Raw genomic sequence first — 20,574 nt, 5'->3', positions numbered from 1 at the left:
CTCCGTTCGGGTGTTGACCGGTCGTGGTTGACGAGCGAGGGCGAACACGGTGCCGACAGCGGTGAGCACGCAGGCGATCAGCAGGGCACCGAGCACGGACGCCGGGCGCGAGAGCCCAAAGCCGCCCTGCTGCACCGACTCGACACGGCACGCACCAGCACCGACACGCACCCGGCCGTGAGCTCGGCGTCCGGCACGATCCGGGTCGCGGTCGCACTGCCGGACACGAGGGACACGAGGGACACGAACGCACCCACGCCCGCCATCGTCGGCAGGATCGCCGGGAGGTCGCGGAAACGCCGGTCCGGCAACGCGGTCAGGCCGATCGCGACAACACCGATCGGCTGCACGACCGTGAGCGGCCCCCTGCCGAGCTTCGCACCGGGCGCGGTGACCGCGTCGTGCTGCGAACGCGTCAGTTCGGCTACGGCAGCGACCGTCCTGGGGGCCGGGAACTGCTCGGGCACGTCAGTCAGTCCTTCGTGGCCGCTCAGCGCGGCGCTGGGCGAGCAGCAGGAAGGCGAGCACCGCGGCGATCACGAACAACCCGGCTGAGGTCGCGATGTAGGTGTACACGCCGGTGGCGGAGTTGACCGTGGCCCCGTCGACCGCGACCCTCGTGCCGGAGAGGACCGCCGCACCGGCGAAGCTCACGCCCACCGAGCCGATCGCGCTCATGACCGAGACCATGCTCGCGGTCACGCCCTGGCGGTGCGGTGCGGTGAGGACGGCCGCCATGTTGAACCCGGAAGCCAGCAGCGATCCCATGCTCAGGTTCAGCAGGAAGGCGAAGAAGACGGCGACGGGGAACGAGGACGCGCCGAGGAACATGCCGAAGGCGCCCACGGTGCCCACCAGAACGCCGGCGGCCAGAGCCAGGGCGGGGTCGGTGCGGGCCGCGAGCCGGCCCGAGAGCAGTCCTCCCGCCATGATTCCGACGGCGGGCAAGCCGAACAGCAGGGCGAGCGAACCCTGGGCGTCGAGCCCGTAGCCGAGTCCCTGGTCCGACGAGACCTGGGCGATGAGACCGAGCAGCTGGTCCATGCTCTGCCCCGCACCGGTGGCGAGCACGACCACGAGCAGTGTGAGCACCATCGGCCTGCCGAGGTTCCTGATGTCGATCGCAGAATCGGGAGCCCGGCTCGAGACGAGGTACCACCGCGCCAGCGCCACGACGCCGGTGGCGAGCAGCGCGAGCGCGCCCACGCTGAGCCAGCCGATGTCCGATCCGAGGCTGGTGTAGCCGAGCACCGCGACGACGCCTCCGCCGAGCACGAGCGTTCCCACGACGTCGACCCGTCCCGGCGTCCTCACCTCCGACTCCGGGACGAAGACGCGGATGCAGGTCACCGCGAGAGCCGCGAACAGCGCCGCGGCCACGAACACGACCCGGAACCCGAACTCCGCCACGAGCGATTCGACGCTGGAGGTCAGGGCGATCCCGACCACTCCCGCGCAGGTGGTCACCGCACCCACCGCGGGCATCGCGATCCGTGGTGCGCACAGGTCGCGGATGAGCGACACGGTCAGGAACACCGTCACCACCGCGGCGCCCTGCAGCACGCGCCCGAGTACGAAGATCCAGAGGTTGGGCGCGACGAGGCAGACCACGGCACCGCCGCAGGCGATGAGCAACGCGACTGTTAGCATCCGGCGTTTGCCGTGGATGTCGGCGCTCTTGCCGAACAGCGGCGCCCACATCGCCCCCGCGAGCATCGCGGTGGAGCCGAGCCACGCCGATTGGGTGGTGTCGAAGTGGTCGAGCATCTGCGGCAGGACGAACAGGGGCATGACGATCACCGAGTCCGCCGCGACGTTCGCCAGGAGCAACACGGCGATCTGCCCGACGAGCCGCGGGTTCCACCGCGTGTGCGGTGGTCCGCCCGGCGGGGCGTGGGTGCTCATGGTGGTATCCACGAAACTCCTTGGGCGAGGGGGATGCGGCACACGCGGACAGCGGGAGAAGTGCTCGCTCGTGACCGAACATAGGAATCGTCCTCACCCGACGGCAATGGCCAAAGGCTCCTCAGCGGTGGATTCTCACCAGGTTCCTACCCTTCTCAGGGCGAACTTTTGCGCGGCGCGGCGTGTCGCTCGGCGAGAATCATCCGCAGTGGCCGAGCGGGGAGAAGCAACCGGATGACGTGCACCGTATTGATCGCCGATGACGACCGCGCGATTCGCGAGTCGCTCGGTCGCGCGCTGGAGCTCGAGGGTTATTCCGTCGTCGAGGTCGACGACGGGGTGAAGGCGGTGACCCGAATCCGCCGGGAGAAGTTCGACGTCCTCGTCCTGGACGTGCTGATGCCGGGCCTCGACGGGCTCGGCGTCGTCCGGCTCCTGCGAGCGGAAGGCGACCGGGTTCCGGTGCTGATGCTCACGGCGCGCGTCGAGACCTCCGACCGGGTCGCGGGTCTCGACGCGGGCGCCGACGACTACCTGCCCAAGCCCTTCGAGCTCGACGAGCTCCTGGCACGCCTGCGGGCCTTGCTGCGCAGGGCCGTCCCGGCGGAGGACACCGACGACCGCGCCCTGTCCGCGGGGGCGTTGCGGCTCGATCCCGCGAGCCGGCGCGCGTGGTGGGCCGCGACCGAGCTGAATCTCAGCAAGACCGAGTTCGACCTGCTGGAACTGCTCATGCGCAACGAGGGCGTCGTGCTCGACCACACGACGATCTACGAGCGGATCTGGGGCTTCGACTTCGGCGGGGACTCGAAGAACCTCGCGGTCTACGTCGGCTACCTGCGCCGCAAGCTGGCGGCGGCGGGCGCCTCGTCCGTGATCCACACGGTGCGCGGCATCGGCTACGCGGTGCGGCGCCCGTGAACCTCGGAACCCGGCTCGCACTCGCCTTCGCCCTCGTCGTCGCGCTCACCGCGGGGGTGGTCGGCGTTCTCGCCTTCCGTTCCGGGGTCGAGCGCGTGACCGGTGAGGTGAACCGCGGTCTGCACACCGCCTCCGCCGCGGTGATCGACGGACACCACGGGGTGCTGCGCGACCCGGCCGGCGTTGTCGTCGGTGACGCGGGACAGGAGCAGCCGCTGCCGCTGACCGCACAGCGCATCGAACCAGGCGGTGGTGTCACACCGCTCGGCGGACGAGCCGTGGTCTTCCCGGTCAACGACGCCGACCGCGCCCTCGCCACCGGATCCGCTCGTGGCGCCACGAGCACCGCGGAGGTGATCGTGCGGCACGACACCTACCGAGTGCTGACCACCTCGCTGGGAGACGGTTCCGGTGCGGTGCAGGTGGGGATCGACGTCAACCAGTCGCGGCAGGTGATGAGCGGCATGGCCAAGGAGATCACCGTGCTCACCCTGCTCGTGACCGCGATCGCCGCGGGCCTCGGCTGGGTGCCGGCACGCCGGATCACCCGGCGGCTGGTGCGGCTGACCGCGATCGCCGAGGACGTCAGCGCCACCGGGCTGGGCGCCAGCGAGGTCCCGGTGGAGGGACGCGACGAGGTGGCTCGGCTGTCGTCGTCGTTCAACACCATGCTGCGCAGGCTCGCGGACTCACGGGAAGCGCAGGAACGACTGATCCAGGACATAGCGCACGAGCTCCGCACGCCACTCACGAGCCTGCGCACCAACGCCCACGTGCTGCACCGCCTCGACCAGCTCCGGCCGGAGTCCCGCGCGCGCCTGCTCGCCGACGTCGAGGGAGAGACCAGGGAGCTCTCCCACCTCGTCGACGAACTGATCGCCCTGGCACTCGCGCAAGGGACCGACGAGGAGGAGACCGACGTCGAACTCGCCGAAGTCGTCCGCGACGCGGCCGCACGGGCACAGCGCCGCACCGAACGCGAGATCGACGTCGACACCGACCGGACGCGGGTGCGCGGACAACGCCTCGCCCTGGAACGCGCCGTCGGCAACCTGCTGGAGAACGCCGCGAAGTTCGACACCGACGGCACCGCCCCGATCGACGTCGAGGTCCGCGCGGGCACGATCACCGTGTCGGACCGCGGACCCGGTCTCGGCACCGACGACCTCGGCCGGATCTTCGACCGGTTCTACCGCGCGGACACCTCGCGTTCACTACCGGGCTCCGGTCTCGGTCTGGCCATCGTGGCCGGCATCGCCGAAGCCCACGGCGGAACCACCTTCGCCAGGAACCGGACCGGGGGCGGAGCGACGATCGGCTTCACCATCGCCACCGGCCGTCTCCTGCCCGATCGCTGACCTCACCGAAAGCAAGCCGACCACATCAGCCACGGTCCCTGGCGGGCGTTTCCCACCAGGGACCACCGCCATCCGCTGATCTCTTCCTTTCCGAAGAAATCTGTGAGCGGAAAGCGTTCCTGCCGTCAACCTCCCCGAGAGAGCTTTCATCAATGTGCAACAATGCAGCTGTGGACCGCTACCGGCAATTCCACCAAGCGGCGATCAGCCAGGGTGTCCCGAAGGACGAGGTCGACAAGTTCGCGGGTCAACTCCGATTCGCGGTCTGGCTGAGCGGCGCGCGCGCCGACGAGGAGATCGTCGGCCAAGAGGGAGGGCTGCCCCGGTTGCCGGTGGGCACGGAGTGGCCGACCGACGGGGACGGGTACGCGTTGCCGTTCATCGCCTCCGTGGACTTCGCGGCCCTTCCGCGGGCCGAAGGGCTTCCTCTGCCGACGGACGGCTCGCTGCTGCTCTTCCTGCAGTACGAGGAAGATGCGATGGCTCATTTCAGGCCTGACGGGCAGCCGAAGTACGCGCGAGTTCTGCACGTCCCGGCAGGCACGGAGACGGCGGTGCCGCCATTGCCGCCCGAGCTCGAGGGAATGGATGACCACGGCATGCCGCTCCTCATTCCCGAGCGCACGCTCTCCGCATGGGTCGAGGCGGATCTGCCAGAGTGGATGGAAGAAACCGACGAGCACGCCATGGAATTCCAGCCGGATTACGTGAACGAACTGTTCACGGAGTTGAAGCACTTCGACCAACTGTGCGACATCGTCGACGGTCTTTGGCCGGGGCCTGGCAAACGGATGTCCACGATCCGCATCGGCGGCCACTGCATGGAGATAGGCGGCAGCGACAGCCCGTGGCACCAGATGGCGATCGCGAACCTCAAGAACCGGCCTGAAGCCGGCCTCGACCGTGCGGACACGTGGAACTTCCCCCTGATCGAGGCGGAGGAGCACCGGCTGATCCAGGAATGGGTGCCACTCGCCCAGTTCTACACGCAAAGCGACGTCCACTACGGATGCTTCCTGATCAGCTTCGAGGACCTCGCGGCCAGGCGCTTCGACAAGACGCGCTCGTTCACCATGTTCTCCGAGTAGGTTCCCGGACCTGACGGCGCAGAGGCACCCGCGTCCGACTCGGCCGATCCCAGGTCGGCCGGTCGGTGAGCCATGGCGGTCCGGTGTGCTTCCCGCACATTTGACGCTGTTTCCGGGGAGAGCGCATGACCTTCGCGACCGACGCCCTCGAAGGGCCGGCCAGTCTGCCGCAGCCCGCCGTGTCGGCGGTGACGGGTGCGTTGACGCCGGCGACAGCACCGGCTACCTCCTCGGCCGCCGTTTCGGCGATCGTCTGCGTGCCGGCAAGATCGTCCGCAAGGTGGGTCGACAGCACTGGTGTACCACCGGTTCCCGCCCGCCTCGATCGCGGGCGCCGTGTGCTGGTCGGCGCCGCACATCGGCATCGGCTCCGCAGCGGGCGCCTCGGCGAAGGACATCGAGTCCGTCTTCACCGGAGCGATGTGGGTCCTGCTCGGCGTCGCAGCGGTGTTCGACCCGATCGCCCTGTCCTACCAAGCCATGATCGACGTGGCCGCCCTCCCCGCGGCTTCGAGGACGGGTTCCAGTCCGACAGCGGCGGTTCCGGCTCATCCCGCCGCAGGTGCCGTTCGGGATTCGGACCGGCGAGAACGGCCACCGTGACGAGCCGCGCTCACCGGCGGTGCCAGAACGCCGGCAGCACGGTTGGAGCGCTCACCGTTGGGTGGCCCGCCATCACGCGAAGGCCGCGCCGATGGCGTCGCCGATCTCGTTCAGCACGTCGCGCGAGATCCGGACGTCGCGGGTGAAGGACAGGAATGCGTGGGGTACGCCCTCGACCGCTCGGTGCGTCACCGGTACTCCAGCCTCGCGGAGAGCGTCGGCGTACCGAATGCCCTGGTCGCGGAGCAGATCGAGCTCAGCGGTGACGATGAACGCGGCCGGGAGCCCGGTGAGGTCCTCCGCGCGCAGTGGGGAGACGCGGGGGTCGGCGCCCTCGTCGGGGGTGTTCAGGTAGGCGCCCCAGAACCACTCGAGCCAAGGGCGCGTCAGCAGGGGCCCGGCAGCGCAGTCGTACATCGACGCGCTGTCGTCGAATCGATCGGTCGCGGGATAGGCGAGGGCCTGGAAGGTGATGGCCGGCCCGCCGCGTCGCTCGGCTTCCTGCGCGGCGACAGCGGCGAGGTTGCCTCCCGCGCTCTCCCCGAACAGGGCGATGCGCTTCGGATCGGCGCCGAAGGTGCTCGCGTTCTGCTCGACCCACCGCAGCGCCGCGCAGGTGTCTTCGACGGCTGCCGGGAACCGGTGCTCTGGCGCCAGCCGGTAGTCGACGGAGACGACGATGGTTTTCGACCGCGTCGCGACGACCCTGGCGTAGTGGTCCTGGCTGTCGAGGTCGCCGAACACCCAGCCGCCGCCGTGGAAGAACACCGTCACCGGAGCGGGCGAGCCCGTCGGGATCGTCTCGGGCGTGTAGACGCGGATCGGGACGTCGTGGTCGCCGTTGCGGAAGGTCGTGTCGCGGACCTCCCGAACCGGGACGACGTCACCGGCGAACGAGGCGAACGCACGGCCGGCGGCGCGGTTCTGCGCCACGGTGAGGGTGTTGGCCGCGGGCGCGGGGGTCGCGGCCAAGTTGTCGAGCACGGTCTGGACCTGGGGGTTGAGGGCCATGAGCGTCACCTGTCACGTATGGGAATGATCTTGGAATGAACACTCCAACCGTAGGTATCGCGGGATTGGAAAGTCAATTCCAATCCCGGTAGGCTGAGTCCCGTGAAGACGCGCGGTGTCGAGACGCAGGTCAAGGCAGCGAGCACCGAGGGTGGCCGGCGCACGCGAGACCGCATCCTGCAGGCCGCCGCCGAACTGATGTTCAAGCAGGGCGTCGCCGGCACGAGCATCCCCGACGTGCAACGCCGTGCCCAGGTGAGCGCCTCGCAGATCTACCACTACTTCGGGGACAAGAAGGGCCTCACGGCGGCGGTGATCGACTACCAGAACACCGTGAAGCTCGACCAGCAGCGACCCCTGCTCGACCACCTCGACAGCATCGACGCACTGCGTGAATGGTGCGAAGGCGCCGCCGTCCGTCTGGACGCGGTGCACTGCGCAGGAGGGTGCGAGATCGGCTCGCTCGCGAGCGAACTGTCGGACATCGACCCCTCGGCTCGCCTCGGCCTGGCTACGGGATTCGCCGCGTGGCAAGCAGCGATCGAGTCCGGGCTTGCTCGCATGCGCGAGCGCGGCGACCTCGAAGCCGACGAGGACGTCGCGGCGCTCGCGGTCGCGCTGCTGGCTGCGATCCAGGGCGGCATGCTCCTGTCGCAGGTGAACCAAGACGCCACCCCGTACCGCCGCGCGGTCAACGTGGTCATCGACCACATCGCAGACCGCGTCGCGGCGGCTCGAGTTTCGCGGTCCACCGATCACTGAACCTGGCCAGTCAGTACCGCTTCGACGCGGTGGGCACCTACATCGGATCCGTCACACGAGCGACCTCGTCCATGATTGCGTGATCAACCGACCGTGCCGGATCCGGCGCGAAGAGCGGTGGGACTGTCCCAAGATCGCGTGCCGCTCGAAAAGTCATCGTCGCTGGTAGAGCAAACCTGTCACGGTGTTGCGAGCATGTCCGGGTGATCGTGTCCCTGCTGTTCAAGGTGGCCCGTAGGTTGCTGTCCGTCCCGTCGGTGCTTCTTCGGAGCGAGGCGGCGAAGGACGCCGAGCTGCTCGTGTTGCGGCACGAGAACGCGGTCCTTCGTCGACAACTGGCGGGTCAGGTTCGCTACGAGCCTGCGGACCGGTTCTGGTTCGCCGCCCTGTCCGGGCTGGTGGACCGTCGCCGGTGGCGGGAGGTCTTTCCGGTGACGCCGGGCACGCTGCTCGCCTGGCACCGCAGACTCATAGCTCGTCAGTGGGACTACTCCGCCCGTCGACGCACCGGACGCCCACCGACACGAGCGGCGGTCAAGTCGCTCGTGCTGCGGCTGGCCCAGGAGAACCCTCGGTGGGGTCATCGGCGAATTCAGGGTGAGTCGGCCCGACTCGGCCACAGGATCGCCGCCTCAACGGTCTGGCAGATCCTGCACGACGCGGGCATCGACCCGGCGCCCCGCCGCACCGGTCCGACCTGGAAGGAGTTCCTCACCGCCCAGGCCCAGGGCATCATCGCGGCGGACTTCCTCCACCTCGACACCGTGCTCGGCAAGCGCCTGTACGCGCTCGCGTTCCTCGAACACGGCACCCGACGCCTGCACATCACCGGCGTCACCGCCCACCCGACCCAGGCATGGACCACGCAACAGGCCAGGAACCTCGCCACCGACCTCGGACACCGGATGGAGTCCTTGCGCTTCCTGATCCGCGACCGCGACGGCAAGTACGGCCAGGCGTTCGACGCCGTCTTCCGGGCCGACGATCTTCGCGTGGTCACGAGCGAGCCGCAGGCGCCCCGGATGAACGCCCATTGCGAACGGGTCATCGGCACCATCAGACGCGAACTCCTCGACCACATCCTGATCACCGGCGAGAGCCACGCACGTCAGATACTCACGACCTACGAAGACCACTACAACCGGCACCGACCCCACCAGGCCCGAGACCAGCTACCACCCGAAGCCCGGCAACACCCCGCCGCGGTACACGACCTCGACACCCACAGAGTGCTCCGCACCCGCATCCTCGGCGGACTCATCAACGAGTACAGACACGCCGCCTGACCAGCAGCGATGACTTCTCGAGCGGCACACCCGACCGGCCGGGCGGTCGAGCGTGACGAGGAGGCGATCTCCGCTTGGCGCACCGAGGTGTGGCCGCGGGTAAAAGATCAGCCGCCCGGACCGGGGCCTGGATCTGCTTCGCCGACGAGTCCGGAACCTCGCTGAGCCCGCCGGTGCGCCGCACCTGGTCCCCGCTGGGACGCACCCCGGTCCTGCGGATCACCGGCAGGGAACGCAAGCGGATCTCCCTGGCAGGCATCTGCTGCTACCGGCCGGACCGGACCCCGCGGTTGATCTACGCCACCCGGTCGGGCGGGTTCACCCACGCCGAGTTCCCCGCCCTGCTGTGCCATCTGCACCGCAGTCTGGGCACCCCCGTCGTGCTGGTCTGGGACAACCTGCGCGGCCACATCACCGGCAAGACCAAGGAGTTCACCACGGCCAACACCGCCTGGCTGACCGTGGTCCAACTCCCCAGCTACGCACCCGAGTTCAACCCGACCGAGAGCGTCTGGGCCCATCTCAAGACCAACGCCCTCGCCAACCTGGCCGCCCGCAACCTCGCCGAACTCACCAAGGCCGCCCACCGAGGACTACGCCACATCCAACGCCACCCCGCATTACTCACCGGCTTCCTCACCGGCACCGGCCTCACCCTCGACCCAACATTATCAACCCCATAATCAAAGGTCGTTAGTGAAACCTCACATACAGCGACTTCGAGGATAATTCAGCTCGCGCGAGGCTGTCCCGCTCTCGGCTACGGGATGACCGAGATCCACATCGGGATGCCGAGGCGCTGGAAGATCATCGTCGCCGAGGTGAGCTCGGACTTGGCGAAGGAGAACAACGAATCCATGCTCAGCGGTCGATCGCTGCGGTGTATGGCGTAGACGACGGCGCTCGGGCGGTTGCCGAGGACTCCGGCACGACCAGGATCGAGCTCGTTCACTCTGTCGACGAACATGTCCCATGTGGACTTCTCCACTAGGTTCTCCACGGCAACGATACCCTGGGCGAATAGGTGGCTCAGCGGGCCGGAACCGGTTCGTGAGCTCACCCGCTTCACGTGGATCAATTCCTGGTTCGGCCCGAGCAGATCGCAGGCCTCGAAGCCCTGCTTTCCCGTAGGACGCAGGAGCTTCCGGTCCAGGCACAGGAAACCCTCCAGTGTTCCGGCGTGCAGGTTGTACGCCTGCTCATCGCGATTACCCGCGGCATCGGGAAGTGCTTCTCGCCAAGCAGGTAGCTGCCATGGCGGGTCGGACCGGAAGGCGGCCTCAATGACGCGGTCGACGTGGCCGCGGTACTGGTCGGTCAGGTCGTACCAGTAGCCGTCGAGCAAGACGAGGCGTTTTCCGCTTGCCAGGTCGACCTGGGCGGTGAGCCAGTGCAGTGCGGTGACGTCATCGCCGAGGCGGTCGTCGTCCTCGAAGTAGCCGGTGATGCGACCAGACTTGAGGACATGGGCGTAGGAGTCGATCTCCGTCTCCACCAACCCGTCACGGATGTGGGCGAGTGTCAGCTCGCTGGTATCGATCGTGCTCTGGCCTACCTTGCCTCGGTAGCTGACGACGTCCAGGCCTGCGTGGTACGCCGCCGGGTAGGCGACGCTCACCGAGTCGGCGCGGTCGCGCAGGTCGTGCCCCAAGCGTGCCCAAGCCTCGGGAAGGAAGTCGGCGTCGGACGGAACTCGGCTGATCCACGTGAGCGGCTCCAGTTCCGGCAACGGCGGCTCGCTCAAGACCCGGGTGATCTCACGGAGGTCGTCGATGAGGTTCACCCGATCCGACGGTATGGGCAGCCGAACGCGTTTGGTGCAGTCGATCGTGATGCGACGTTCCGACTTGCGGACCTGACTGATCCGCAGGGACTCCGTTGACCTGATCCTGCCCACGATCTGCCCCACTAGTTCGGCGTGCTCGCGGATGCCGAACGACCAGAGCGAAGTGCCGCCGGGAACGGTATTCCGATCAATGCGAGCTTTGCTGCTGAAATGGGTCCGGCTGATGGTCCGGACAGCAGCCGAGTCGAGCACCCGCAGGGCCAGGTTCAGCCCGAATTCGTGGTCGATGGCACCGGAGCGCAGCATACGCCAACCGCCGCCGAACGTGAGCGCGAAGGCCTCCTGTCCGATGCGGACGAACAGGATCGCCGAGGACTGGGCGCCCCAGAAGTTGAGCGATGTGCCGGTCAGGCCCTCGATCAGTGCCGCCCATGCGACCCTGGTGGGCTCCGGGCTGCCCGTCACGAGCAGGGCCTCGTCACCGAGCGCGGCGACAGGTGCCGCGACGTAGGCGTCGTCGGCGCTGCTCTTCGGACGAGCCCAGCAGTCCGCGAAACCGATGCTCGGACGCAGGCGGTAGAGGTTCGTCGTCCGAGCCGACTCCGGGGTTGACGCGTAGCTCTCCACCGCGGTTACCTTCGACTTCCGCGGTCGAGGTCGTGGTGGGCGATAGCTTCGACGACGGTAGCGGGGTTGACCCAGACCGACTGGGCTTCCGCGTGCCGCCACAGGTCAGCGGCACGGGACCAGCGGCCCTGGCGGGACTCGACGTTGCCCAGACCGAGCAGGGCACGGGTCATCTCGTAGCGGCTGTCCGCCTGCGCGGCGAATTCGACTGCTTCGCTGTAGTGCCGGCAGGCGTCGTCCAGACGGTCTGCGTGGAAGTCGACCCAGGCCAGGCAGTTGGTCCCCATGGCTGCCTCCAGCGGTTGCCGCGCCCGAGCTACCGCCTCACGGGCGTACTCGGCGGCAACGTCGTGCCTACCCACCGCCGTGGAGGCGAACGCCAGTCCGCGCAGGGCGATCAAGGTGTTGCGGGTCAGGCCGGTAGACCGGTAGAAGTCCAGCGCGGCGTCGAGGTCGATGATCGCCTCCTCAGCGCGCCCCTCGTACAGCCGCACCCAGGCGAGGCTGGATCGCGCGTCGATCTGCCCGCGCCGGTCTCCGGTCTCCGCGTGGACGGTCTGGGCACGCAGGTGCGCCTCGGCGGCCTCAGCTAGATCACCCATTTCCACGTGGGCCATGCCGAGGCTGTTCAGGATCATCGCCTGGGCGGCCCGATCACCCAGGGCGTCCGCGGTGGCGAGGGCGGTGCGATGGGTGGTCACCCATGGCCCGAAGAGGCGGTCGGCGAAGAAGAACCCCCGCAGGACGAGCGCGAGCTGCCAGGACCGTGCGTCACCGGCCGCCAACTCGACCACGCCTGTCAGCATGGGCCACCACGCGAGCAACCACTTCCTCGCCGTGTCCGCGTCCCGGAACGGGAGCCGCGCGGGAGGAGGCGGTGTACACGGGAGGTGGCGGTGCGGTTCGATCAGGCGATCGGCGGCCGCCGCGGCACCCAACGCGAGGTCGATCAGCCGCGACGTCGCGGCCTGGCGAGCCTGGTCGCACACATCGGATACCGCCTGATGCACGGCGAACGCTCGAACCAGGTCGTGCAGCCCGATGTCACCGTGCTCGTCGCGGGTGATCAGATTGGCGTCGTGCAGCCGGTCGAGGGCTTCGTCCACGGGTTCACCGCTCAAGTCGAGCCAGGCCTCGATGGACCATTCCGCGATAGTTCCGTAGGGGTGGATGGTGAGCAGGCCCAAGAGCTTGCGCTCGGCGGGCGGGAGAGTGCTGTAGGACAGGCCGAGCACACCCGTGACACTGCGTTCGCCATCGTCCAGCGCGGTCAGGAGACTGGTGCGGCGGTCGACGAGCGTGGCGAACCGGGTCGCGGTCCACGATCCGGTGGCGAACCTGGACGCCGCGATCCGAATCGCCAGCGGGAGCCCGCCGCACTGCCGCACCAGTTGCACCACGGCGGCGTCGTCGACCGAGGGACGCTCACCGCAGATTGCCCGGAACAGGGCGACCCCGTCGGAGTCGTCAAGCATTCCGAGAGGCACACGAATCGCTTCGTCCATCGCGGCGAGGTGGTGGCGGCTGGTCACGATCAGCCTGCTTGACAAGCCTGCGGGAATCAGCGGAACGACCTGGTCGGTGGATCTCGCGTTGTCCAGCACGACCAGGACGTTGCGCGTAGAAAGGATCTCGCGCGCCATCGTGATCCTGTCGTACGGGTCGACTGGGATCAGGCTGGCGTCGGTTCCGAGCTGGCGCAGCAACCGGTACGCTGCGTCCACGGCGCTTAGCGCAGGCTCGGCCGAGTAGCCGCGCAGGTCAACGAACAGGATGCCGTCGAGGAAGTTCGTCCCCACCAACTGTGCAGCCATGACCGCAAGCGTGGTCTTGCCCGAGCCCCCGAGGCCGGTGACGACGACGACCCGGTTGTCCTGCGGTGCGGCGATGACGTTGGTCAGCAGCTCCAGCTTCGGCCCGTGACCGACGAAGTGGCGGGGGGCGGCGGGCAGAGCAGAACGGTGCATGGACTTGGCCCGGCCGGTGGTGAACAGCGCCAACAACTGCCCGTTTGCCCGGAGTGCGCGATCATAGGCGTTGACGAGGTCGAACGAGGGGTTCTCCTTGTTGTTCTCGATCTTGCTCAGATGCCCCTTGCTGTAATCGATCATCCTGGCGAACTCGGCCAGCGAATGGCCGCGCCGGTCTCGCCAGCGGCGCAGGTCCGAGCCGATGTGACGCATCAGTGGGATCTCCTGTGGTGAAGGTGGTAGTCCGGTCCACGATTCACGGCCGTGGACCGGACGGGTGGCTACCCGAGCAGGAACAGCGGGGCGTCGAGCACGGTGGGGAGCAGGTGCGTGTGCATAGGTCTTCCCTTCGGCAAAGCGTTCGCGCACGCCGTCGTACGACAAACGAATCACTGGTGCTTGGGTCGGTCGACCGGTCGGTCTGCCCAATCTTGGGCGAGCCAGGCGAACGCGGTGAAGGGGTTTCCAGCGGGGAAACGGTTTCGGTACACGACAGGACCTCTGCCTGCGGCGTTTCAGGGGTTTCCGAAACGGTGCGCCAGCCATTCGGCGCAGTGGCGATCACGTCGCCCGCCGGTACACTGCGCGACCAGGGCATCGCACCGGGGGTGGACGGATGGACACGGTTAGCGACAGGCGAAGTGGCAATACCGAGACCCTGTTCAATGAATTGAAGTTGCTGCGCAAAGGGTTTGGAATCAACGGTTCTCAACCGATCGACGAGTTCGGGCCCGTGGTTCGCCTGGTCAGCGGCGCAATCGAGAGCGACACCGAGTGGCAGACCCGCCAGAAGATCCGCGCCACGTTCGACCGTCTGTCCGACGGTTTGAGGGAGCCGTACCGGACTGTCGCCCGTGCGGCGCTCGGCTTCGACGCACCACCCTTGGTCCGCTACACCGAGCGTCTGGTGGCCCTGGCACCGCAGGTGCCCGCGCTTAACCTGAGCCCGCGGTCGCTGCAACGCCGCAGCGACGAAGCGCTGCGGTTGCTCGCCGAACGCGCGCTGGCCGAACAGCGCGCCGAGGTGGCCGCCCGGAACCGGGCACCCTGGCATACCACTGTTCTGCGGACGAGAGTGCTGCTGGACCAACCGGAGGTCGAGGTGATCGAGACACGCAGGTTCACCAGCCATGTGAGCGGCCTGGACGTGATCCGGCACTCCCTCACGGTCGCGCCGCCCGGAACGGACGACCGCGACGCCGTGGGTGGACTGCGACTGCGTATGCTCTCCGGCGGAGAAGTGACCGCCACCCGGCGCGTCGCCGCCACTCGCGTCGAGTTCGACCTGCGACTCAGCCGCGTACTCGATGCCGACGAGGAGCACGACATCGAGTTCATGGTCGGGGTGCCGGTCATGTCGCCGTACTACGTCTGCACACCGGCCTACCCCTGCGAACTGTTCGACCTGCGGGTTCGGTTCGGCCGCTCGCGCGGGCCGAGCCGGGTCCAGGTAGTCGACGGCGCCTTCGCCCACGAGGCGGGCGACCCCACGGTGCGCCGAGCCACCGTCGGCCTGGACCCGGTCGGCGAGGTGCGGCACGTGTTCCGTGACCTCGCGCCGTACCGGTCCTACGGCCTGCTGTGGGCCTAGCGGCACCAAAGCCGGCCCTAGCGCAGGATCGGATTGCCCCACGCCAACTCCGGCAGCCGCGATGGCCGCCAGTCCGCATCCGCCCCGCGCATCAGGTCATTGGCGACTGTTCGCCATGACCTCGACATCTCCAGCCGCAATCGCAGCGCGCCCGCGACGTCGACCCTGATCATCTCCGGGGTCCCGGGCAGCACCTGGCGTTCGAACTGCGCGACCCCGTCGACGTGGACCTTGAAGAGTCCGACCTGAGACCGCTCGGTGTCGTCACCGAGCACCCCGATCGCCGAGCACATCGTCTGGAACCGGCCACCGAGGTCCAGGTCCAGGAAGCCCGTGGCTTCGGTAGATACCGAACTCGGTCGCATGACGATGCTGTCGGCGTACCGCACCCCTTTGAGGACCGCGTCGCCCGACCGGAGGTCTGGCGTGCTGAGCACCCAAGGCATCCGCGCCACCGTCAGCGGTTCGGCCGGCGGTGTCGTGCGCGCTCCCCCGCGCCACACACCGCGCTCGGGCATCTGGTGGCGGCCATCGCCGGTGATCGCGGCGATGAGGTCGGCCACCCCGTCCTCGGTGAACTCCGAGATTTCGAACCTCGTAGTGGAATAGGCGTTGAGAAAGATGGGGATCTCTTCGATCGAGCGCCCCGGGAGTACCACCGGGAGGATCCGCTCGGTCTGTTCCTTGAGGTTCCTCGTGAGGTTGTCACGAAGAATCGCGGCCTCAAATTGAGCACCCCGGCCCTCGTGGGGCGATGCCATCCCGTCCGCTCTCTGTTTGAACTTCGGTGATGCGATCACCAGGATGAAGTTCGCCTCGGAGAGCTGTTCGATCGCCCACAAGGACCAGTCCCGGCGGACGTTGTCGTACCAGAGGTCCACATGCACGTCGAGGCCCATGCGCATACGGAGGAAAGTCGCTAGTCGGTGCACTTGCTGTTGATGCTCGGGCGTGTCATGGGAATAGCTGATGAACACGCGCGGGGCCGCATCGTCAGTGCCGCCCACGGGTTCCCGAGCAGAGAGGTTCCCGTTGGTCACATCACCGATCGTGCCTCCTCCGGAGCTATGGCGCAGCGACCGGACACGCAGTTGTCCAGAAACTGTCGTACATGTGTCGAGTTTTTCCTCTGGGCCGCGCTCGGCGCCGTCGCCTACTATTGCGGCCGAATCGCCGTCACCGGTGCGTGTCCACGAGCTCGATCTCGCGGACACGGGAGGAGTTGGAGTGGCAGACCGACTGGGGCACAAGCAAGCTGCGGTCATGTTCATCCTTATGGCACTATCGAGGGAGGTTTCGAACACCGAATTGCGCGACACCGTCGGGTTTCCCCTTGACGGCGAGGAGCGGCGCGACCTCAACAACAGGAGCTTGGTGGAAAGCACCAGGCCGAAGCCGACGAGTTCCTTCGTGCACCGACTGACAAACAAAGGTTTGATGTGGTGTCAATCGGAGATGAAGCACGGCGAACCCACGCCGCCACGCCCGCGCAGCACCCTGGCGATCGCCCTGTACACGCTGCTCGGCGCGCTCGAGCAGTACCGGCAGCGTGAAGGGCTGCGGCTTGAGGAGATCTTCACGCCGGAGGTCGAACTGACCGAGGCTGAGATCGTTGAGCGGGTCCACAGCGCCTACTACAAGCTCGCCAGGGGATCGCGCGCCTGGGTGTCGCTGACCGACATGCGGGCGATGCTCGTCCAAGCGCGTCGGGAGGACGTCGATGCGGTGCTGAAGGAACTCGACCGGTCCGGCAAAGCGCACCTGGTTCCGGAATCCGACCGCAAAGTGCTCACTGATGCCGACCACGCCGCCGCGATCCGACTCGGCGGCGAGGACAACCACCTGATCTCCATCGAGGCGTCATGACCGACCGGCGTGCGGCTCTGGCCTCGCTGCGGATCAACTGGGCCAACACCCCCGACGATGTCTGGCAGGACTCCGCGTGGCACGTCGACGCCCTACACGCCGAGGCGGTGACGGCCATCGACAACGCCGTCGCCGACGCGCGCGGCAGCATCGGTCCCAGTCCGATCGGCCTGGTCCTGCAGGGGCAGAAAGGAGTGGGGAAGACGCACCTGCTGGGTCTGGTTCGGCGGCGGGCGCACGAGCAGGGCGGTTATTTCTTCCTCAACGACCTCACTGCGGGCGACGCGTTCTGGGAGAACACTGCCGAGTCACTGCGGCGCGGGCTCTCCCGCGACTCAGACGACGGCACCACCCAGTTGAGCCGGTTCCTCAGGCGTGCCTGTGAGCGCGGTCGCGTCAACCCAGACGTGTCCACCCGTATCGTCGACGGGTGGCCGGTAACGCGGGAGGACCTCGACGCGTTTCTCGCGGGCCTGCGCACACTCGACCGGCAGGTCGCGATCGAGTGTTCCGACACCGCGCGGGCGATGGTGCTGTACGCGCGGCACGACCCCGAGACAAGCTACGTCGGTGAATGCCACCTGACCGGGGTCGACGAGAACAAGTCCGATGAGCGGACTCCTTGGGGCATCCGGGCCACTCCCAAACCCGCCATGACCCGGGTCCAAGACATCACCCGACTGCTGGCGCTGAGCGGGCCGGTGGTAATCGGTGTGGACCAGCTCGACACCCTGATCGCCCAGTCCCAACGGCACGGCAGCGACTCTGGTCCGGCTGGGGAACTCCTGGTTGCGAGGATCGCTGACGGCTTGATGCGGTTGCGCGAGCTCACCCGGCGCACGGTGACCGTGCTGATGTGCCTGCCCCGCACCTGGTCGAGCATCGGCGCTGCGGCATCCGACACGGTGAGCGACCGGTTCCGCGAGTCGCTCATCCTCAACCGCGTCGCCGACGGCGATGTCGGGCGCGCTCTGGTCGAACGGCGCCTGTCCGTCGCCTACCAGGCGACGGGCTTTGACCCGCCGCACCCGACCTGGCCGGTCGCGCCCGAGGCCTTCGAGGGGGGCTGGGAACAGCAGACGCCGCGCGAGCTGTGGAAACGGCTCAGCACTCACATCGACGCGAGCCTGCGGGCAGGCGAGATCAGCGAACTGACTACCTTCACCGACGACGGGCGCGCTGCAGACCGGGACCACGCGGCGGTGGACCTGGCGGTCGAGCCGGGTCGGTTTGATGAGCTGAATGAGGAGTTCGAGAAGCTGCGGTCGGCTGTGAACGTCGAGTCGCTGCTCGACCCGGCCGCCGAGGACGGGGTGGTCCGCGCGGTCCTGTCCGCCGCTCTGCGCTCGTGGGTCACCGAGCTGGGCGGGCACCGCATGGAATGGGAACGTGGTCCCGACGCGAGTGACCTGCACGTCCGGCTGATCCACACGGTGGACGAGGCGTCCGATTTGACTGAGCAGTGGGCGTTCCGGATGATCTCGGCACCGCATCACAACGCCGTGCTCAGCCGCCTGCGCAAGGCCAAGTCCGCGGCAGGGCTCGAGATGGGTGGCAGCAATCGCCTGGTCATCATCCGCAACGGTCACTGGTCCCAGGGGCCGACCACGTCCGCAGAGGTTAAGGCGTTCGAGGCGGCCGGTGGCACGCGGTGCATGATTTCGGACGACGATCTGCGGACGTTCTGGGCGCTGTCGCAGATCTGGACGGAGAGCGCGGAATTCCTCGCGTGGCTGGTCGATCGCAAGCCCGCGAGTAGCTCCGAGCTACTGTCGAGCGTGTTGCCCACCGTCGTCGAGAGTGGTGGCGGAGCCCGAACCGCACCGCTGTCGAACACGGTGCCGCTGGGGACCGCGGCAGACGGCCGGGCGGTGACCGTTGAGCTGGCCGAGCTGCGTCAGCACGCCGCGGTGTTCGCCGGTTCGGGCTCCGGCAAGACTGTGCTGCTGCGCCGCATCGTGGAGGAGTGCGCCCTGCGTGGAGTGTCGGCGATCGTGCTGGACCCGAACAACGACCTCGCGCGGCTCGGCGATGCCTGGCCGGATCCTCCCTCGGCCTGGGCCGCCTACGACGCCGACCTGGCGCGACGCTATCTGGACGAGACCGATGTCATGATCTGGACACCCGGCTGGACTGCCGGGAGGCAGCTCACGCTGCGGCCGCTGCCGGACTTCACCGAGGTCCTCGGCGACCCCGACGAGTTCGAGGTCGCCGTCGAGATGGCAACGGGGACCTTGGGGGCGCAACTGCGGATCACGGGCACTACGGGGCGTGCGAACATCCGGCGAGCCGTGCTGCGGGAGGCGATCACTCACTACGCGACGAACGCTGCGAGTGGTGCGAGTGGTTTGCCCGGCTTGATCGCGCTTCTGTCCGATCTACCGGACGACGCCAGCACCCTCAACGACAGTCGCCGCATCGGGGCCGAACTAGCCGAGGCTCTCAAGGCAGCGATGGTGAATGACCCGCTGCTGGCGGGGGGCGGCGAACCGATCGACCCCGGCGTGCTCATCACTCCGCCCCAGGGCAAGCGCGCGAAGGTATCAGTAATCAGTTTCATCGGCCTGCGCGCGGAGGAGCAGCGGCGCAACTTCGTCAACCAGTTGCAGATGGAACTGTTCGCGTGGATCAAACGCAATCCGGCGGGCGACCGCCCCCTAGGTGCTCTGTACGTGATGGACGAGGCTCAGTCCTTCGCCGGGGCGGGGTCGATGACCGCCAGTACACATAGCACGATTGTGCTGGCCTCACAGGCCCGCAAGTACGGCCTCGGCCTGGTTTTCGCCACCCAGGCACCAAAGGGTTTGCACAACCAGGTGGTGGGGAACGCGATGACCCAGTTCTACGGCCGCCTGAACAGCAACGTCCAGATCGATGCGGTGAACGACCTCGCCCGAGCGAAGGGAACGCCGGTCAAGGACATCTCCCGCCTGGCACGCGCGCAATTCTACCTCTCGGGTGAGGCATCCGGCTTCCACAAGATCACCACACCGCTGTGCCTGACGCACCACCCCGCCGCGCCGCTCAGCCCGGAGGAGGTGGTCGAACGCGCCCATGCCGCCAGAAAGAACCTATGACGAACATGTCCCTACACCCTCGAACTGAGCCTCTGCACTCATCCTGGACGGTTCGACGCCTTCGACACTAGGGGCCACGACTCGACAGGGACGAACGGCGGTGTCGATCCGCAAGGCACCTTCGTATTATCTGGGCCATCCTTGTTTTCGGTCGACGCGTTCTTTCTCTGTGCGGACCGCCACGCAGCGACCCGCGCGACTGCCTGAGGTTCCCCCGATAACCCGAGGCGGTTGTCACCTGGATCGGGTCGGTGATGCCGGGATGGCAGTCGGTTCGGCCTGGGTGGCGTGCCAGGCGGCTTCGTACTCGTCGGGGCTAAGCCTGCGCAGCTCGGAAAGACATCGTCGCTGGTAGAGCGAAGGCTTCACCGTCTTGAGAGCATGTCCGGGTGATCGTGTCCCTGCTGTACAAGATAACCCTGTACCTGCCAAGAACTCCATTCATGCAGGTAAAGGGAGGCATCGCCAATGCCAGACCACTACAACCACTGCCACAGCCAGCCACCCATCAAGCAGCGGTCACCCGACTCGACATCCGCCGACTACAACGACTGGGCGGCATCCTCAATGAATACCACTATGCTGCCTGACCTACACGGATGACATTTTCGGCAGGCATCGACCACGACGCTGCGGTGCTGTACGGGTGCGTTCGAGCCGAGGCTCGTCGATCCGACCCAGACGCCGTACCTACGGTCGCAACTACTGCTGCTGTGGCTTCCA

The 20,574-nt window shown here is 67.6% G+C and carries 17 protein-coding genes; 11 read left to right on the top strand and 6 right to left on the bottom strand.

The features are described 5' to 3' along the window. Window positions 1–77 precede the first annotated feature (77 nt). Window positions 78–467: a hypothetical protein gene (locus tag ACRAKJ_RS09095; RefSeq protein ID WP_447008911.1), complete on the bottom strand. Its 390-nt coding sequence runs from the start codon at window positions 465–467 to the stop codon at window positions 78–80. A gap of 1 nt (window position 468) precedes the next feature. Then, on the bottom strand, window positions 469–1,905 hold the full coding sequence (locus ACRAKJ_RS09090; protein ID WP_438919970.1) for an MFS transporter: 1,437 nt from the start codon (window positions 1,903–1,905) through the stop codon (window positions 469–471). A gap of 234 nt (window positions 1,906–2,139) precedes the next feature. Here ACRAKJ_RS09090 and ACRAKJ_RS09085 point away from each other — a divergent pair, with 234 nt between their 5' ends. The 4 genes from ACRAKJ_RS09085 (at window position 2,140) to ACRAKJ_RS09070 (ending at window position 5,875) form a co-directional block, all read left to right on the top strand. Further along, window positions 2,140–2,826, top strand: a complete 687-nt coding sequence (locus tag ACRAKJ_RS09085; protein ID WP_438919969.1) for a response regulator — start codon at window positions 2,140–2,142, stop codon at window positions 2,824–2,826. Then, entirely contained in the window at window positions 2,823–4,184 is a 1,362-nt protein-coding gene (locus ACRAKJ_RS09080) for an ATP-binding protein (protein ID WP_438919968.1), read from the top strand. Before ACRAKJ_RS09085 ends, ACRAKJ_RS09080 begins: the two co-directional genes overlap by 4 nt. 170 nt (window positions 4,185–4,354) lie before the next feature. Beyond that, on the top strand, window positions 4,355–5,272 hold the full coding sequence (locus ACRAKJ_RS09075; RefSeq protein WP_438919967.1) for a DUF1963 domain-containing protein: 918 nt from the start codon (window positions 4,355–4,357) through the stop codon (window positions 5,270–5,272). 297 nt (window positions 5,273–5,569) lie between these two features. Then, window positions 5,570–5,875 carry a hypothetical protein gene (locus tag ACRAKJ_RS09070; protein ID WP_438919966.1) on the top strand — a complete coding sequence of 102 codons (306 nt, stop codon included), beginning with the start codon at window positions 5,570–5,572 and terminating at the stop codon, window positions 5,873–5,875. A gap of 72 nt (window positions 5,876–5,947) precedes the next feature. Here the strand turns inward: ACRAKJ_RS09070 and ACRAKJ_RS09065 are convergent, their stop codons facing one another. Next, window positions 5,948–6,886 carry an alpha/beta hydrolase fold domain-containing protein gene (locus ACRAKJ_RS09065; protein WP_438919965.1) on the bottom strand — a complete coding sequence of 313 codons (939 nt, stop codon included), beginning with the start codon at window positions 6,884–6,886 and terminating at the stop codon, window positions 5,948–5,950. A gap of 102 nt (window positions 6,887–6,988) precedes the next feature. Between ACRAKJ_RS09065 and ACRAKJ_RS09060 the strand changes: the two genes are divergently transcribed. The 3 genes from ACRAKJ_RS09060 (at window position 6,989) to ACRAKJ_RS09050 (ending at window position 9,617) form a co-directional block, all read left to right on the top strand. Continuing rightward, window positions 6,989–7,648, top strand: a complete 660-nt coding sequence (locus ACRAKJ_RS09060) for a TetR family transcriptional regulator C-terminal domain-containing protein (protein ID WP_438919964.1) — start codon at window positions 6,989–6,991, stop codon at window positions 7,646–7,648. Window positions 7,649–7,851: 203 nt separating this feature from the next. Then, window positions 7,852–8,934: an integrase core domain-containing protein gene (locus ACRAKJ_RS09055; protein WP_438919963.1), complete on the top strand. Its 1,083-nt coding sequence runs from the start codon at window positions 7,852–7,854 to the stop codon at window positions 8,932–8,934. Between the two features lie 74 nt (window positions 8,935–9,008). Next, window positions 9,009–9,617 carry a transposase gene (locus ACRAKJ_RS09050; protein ID WP_438919962.1) on the top strand — a complete coding sequence of 203 codons (609 nt, stop codon included), beginning with the start codon at window positions 9,009–9,011 and terminating at the stop codon, window positions 9,615–9,617. A gap of 77 nt (window positions 9,618–9,694) precedes the next feature. Here ACRAKJ_RS09050 and ACRAKJ_RS09045 read toward each other — a convergent pair whose 3' ends face one another. Both ACRAKJ_RS09045 and ACRAKJ_RS09040 read right to left on the bottom strand, forming a co-directional pair. Next, window positions 9,695–11,347, bottom strand: coding sequence for a DUF6119 family protein (locus ACRAKJ_RS09045; RefSeq protein ID WP_438919961.1), 1,653 nt, complete (start codon window positions 11,345–11,347; stop codon window positions 9,695–9,697). Between the two features lie 5 nt (window positions 11,348–11,352). After that, window positions 11,353–13,530, bottom strand: a complete 2,178-nt coding sequence (locus tag ACRAKJ_RS09040) for a tetratricopeptide repeat protein (protein ID WP_438919960.1) — start codon at window positions 13,528–13,530, stop codon at window positions 11,353–11,355. 403 nt (window positions 13,531–13,933) lie between these two features. Here ACRAKJ_RS09040 and ACRAKJ_RS09035 point away from each other — a divergent pair, with 403 nt between their 5' ends. Continuing rightward, window positions 13,934–14,908: a hypothetical protein gene (locus ACRAKJ_RS09035; protein WP_438919959.1), complete on the top strand. Its 975-nt coding sequence runs from the start codon at window positions 13,934–13,936 to the stop codon at window positions 14,906–14,908. A 17-nt stretch (window positions 14,909–14,925) separates the two neighbouring features. Here the strand turns inward: ACRAKJ_RS09035 and ACRAKJ_RS09030 are convergent, their stop codons facing one another. Next, on the bottom strand, window positions 14,926–15,948 hold the full coding sequence (locus tag ACRAKJ_RS09030) for an SEFIR domain-containing protein (protein WP_438919958.1): 1,023 nt from the start codon (window positions 15,946–15,948) through the stop codon (window positions 14,926–14,928). Window positions 15,949–16,135: 187 nt separating this feature from the next. On the opposite strand from ACRAKJ_RS09030, the gene ACRAKJ_RS09025 reads away from it, so the two are divergent. The 3 genes from ACRAKJ_RS09025 (at window position 16,136) to ACRAKJ_RS09015 (ending at window position 20,441) form a co-directional block, all read left to right on the top strand. Beyond that, the gene (locus ACRAKJ_RS09025) at window positions 16,136–16,774 is read left to right on the top strand and encodes a hypothetical protein (protein ID WP_438919957.1); all 639 of its coding nucleotides are present in this window, start codon (window positions 16,136–16,138) and stop codon (window positions 16,772–16,774) included. Beyond that, window positions 16,771–19,851: a helicase HerA domain-containing protein gene (locus tag ACRAKJ_RS09020; protein WP_438919956.1), complete on the top strand. Its 3,081-nt coding sequence runs from the start codon at window positions 16,771–16,773 to the stop codon at window positions 19,849–19,851. The genes ACRAKJ_RS09025 and ACRAKJ_RS09020 overlap by 4 nt, the downstream gene beginning before the upstream one ends. 389 nt (window positions 19,852–20,240) lie before the next feature. After that, window positions 20,241–20,441, top strand: a complete 201-nt coding sequence (locus ACRAKJ_RS09015) for a hypothetical protein (RefSeq protein WP_438919955.1) — start codon at window positions 20,241–20,243, stop codon at window positions 20,439–20,441. The last annotated feature ends 133 nt before the right edge of the window (window positions 20,442–20,574 follow it).

The organism is Saccharothrix sp. DSM 118769 (genome assembly GCF_052936295.1).
The sequence above is the reverse complement of the archived record's forward strand: the minus strand, read 5'-3'. Positions and strand labels throughout refer to the sequence as shown.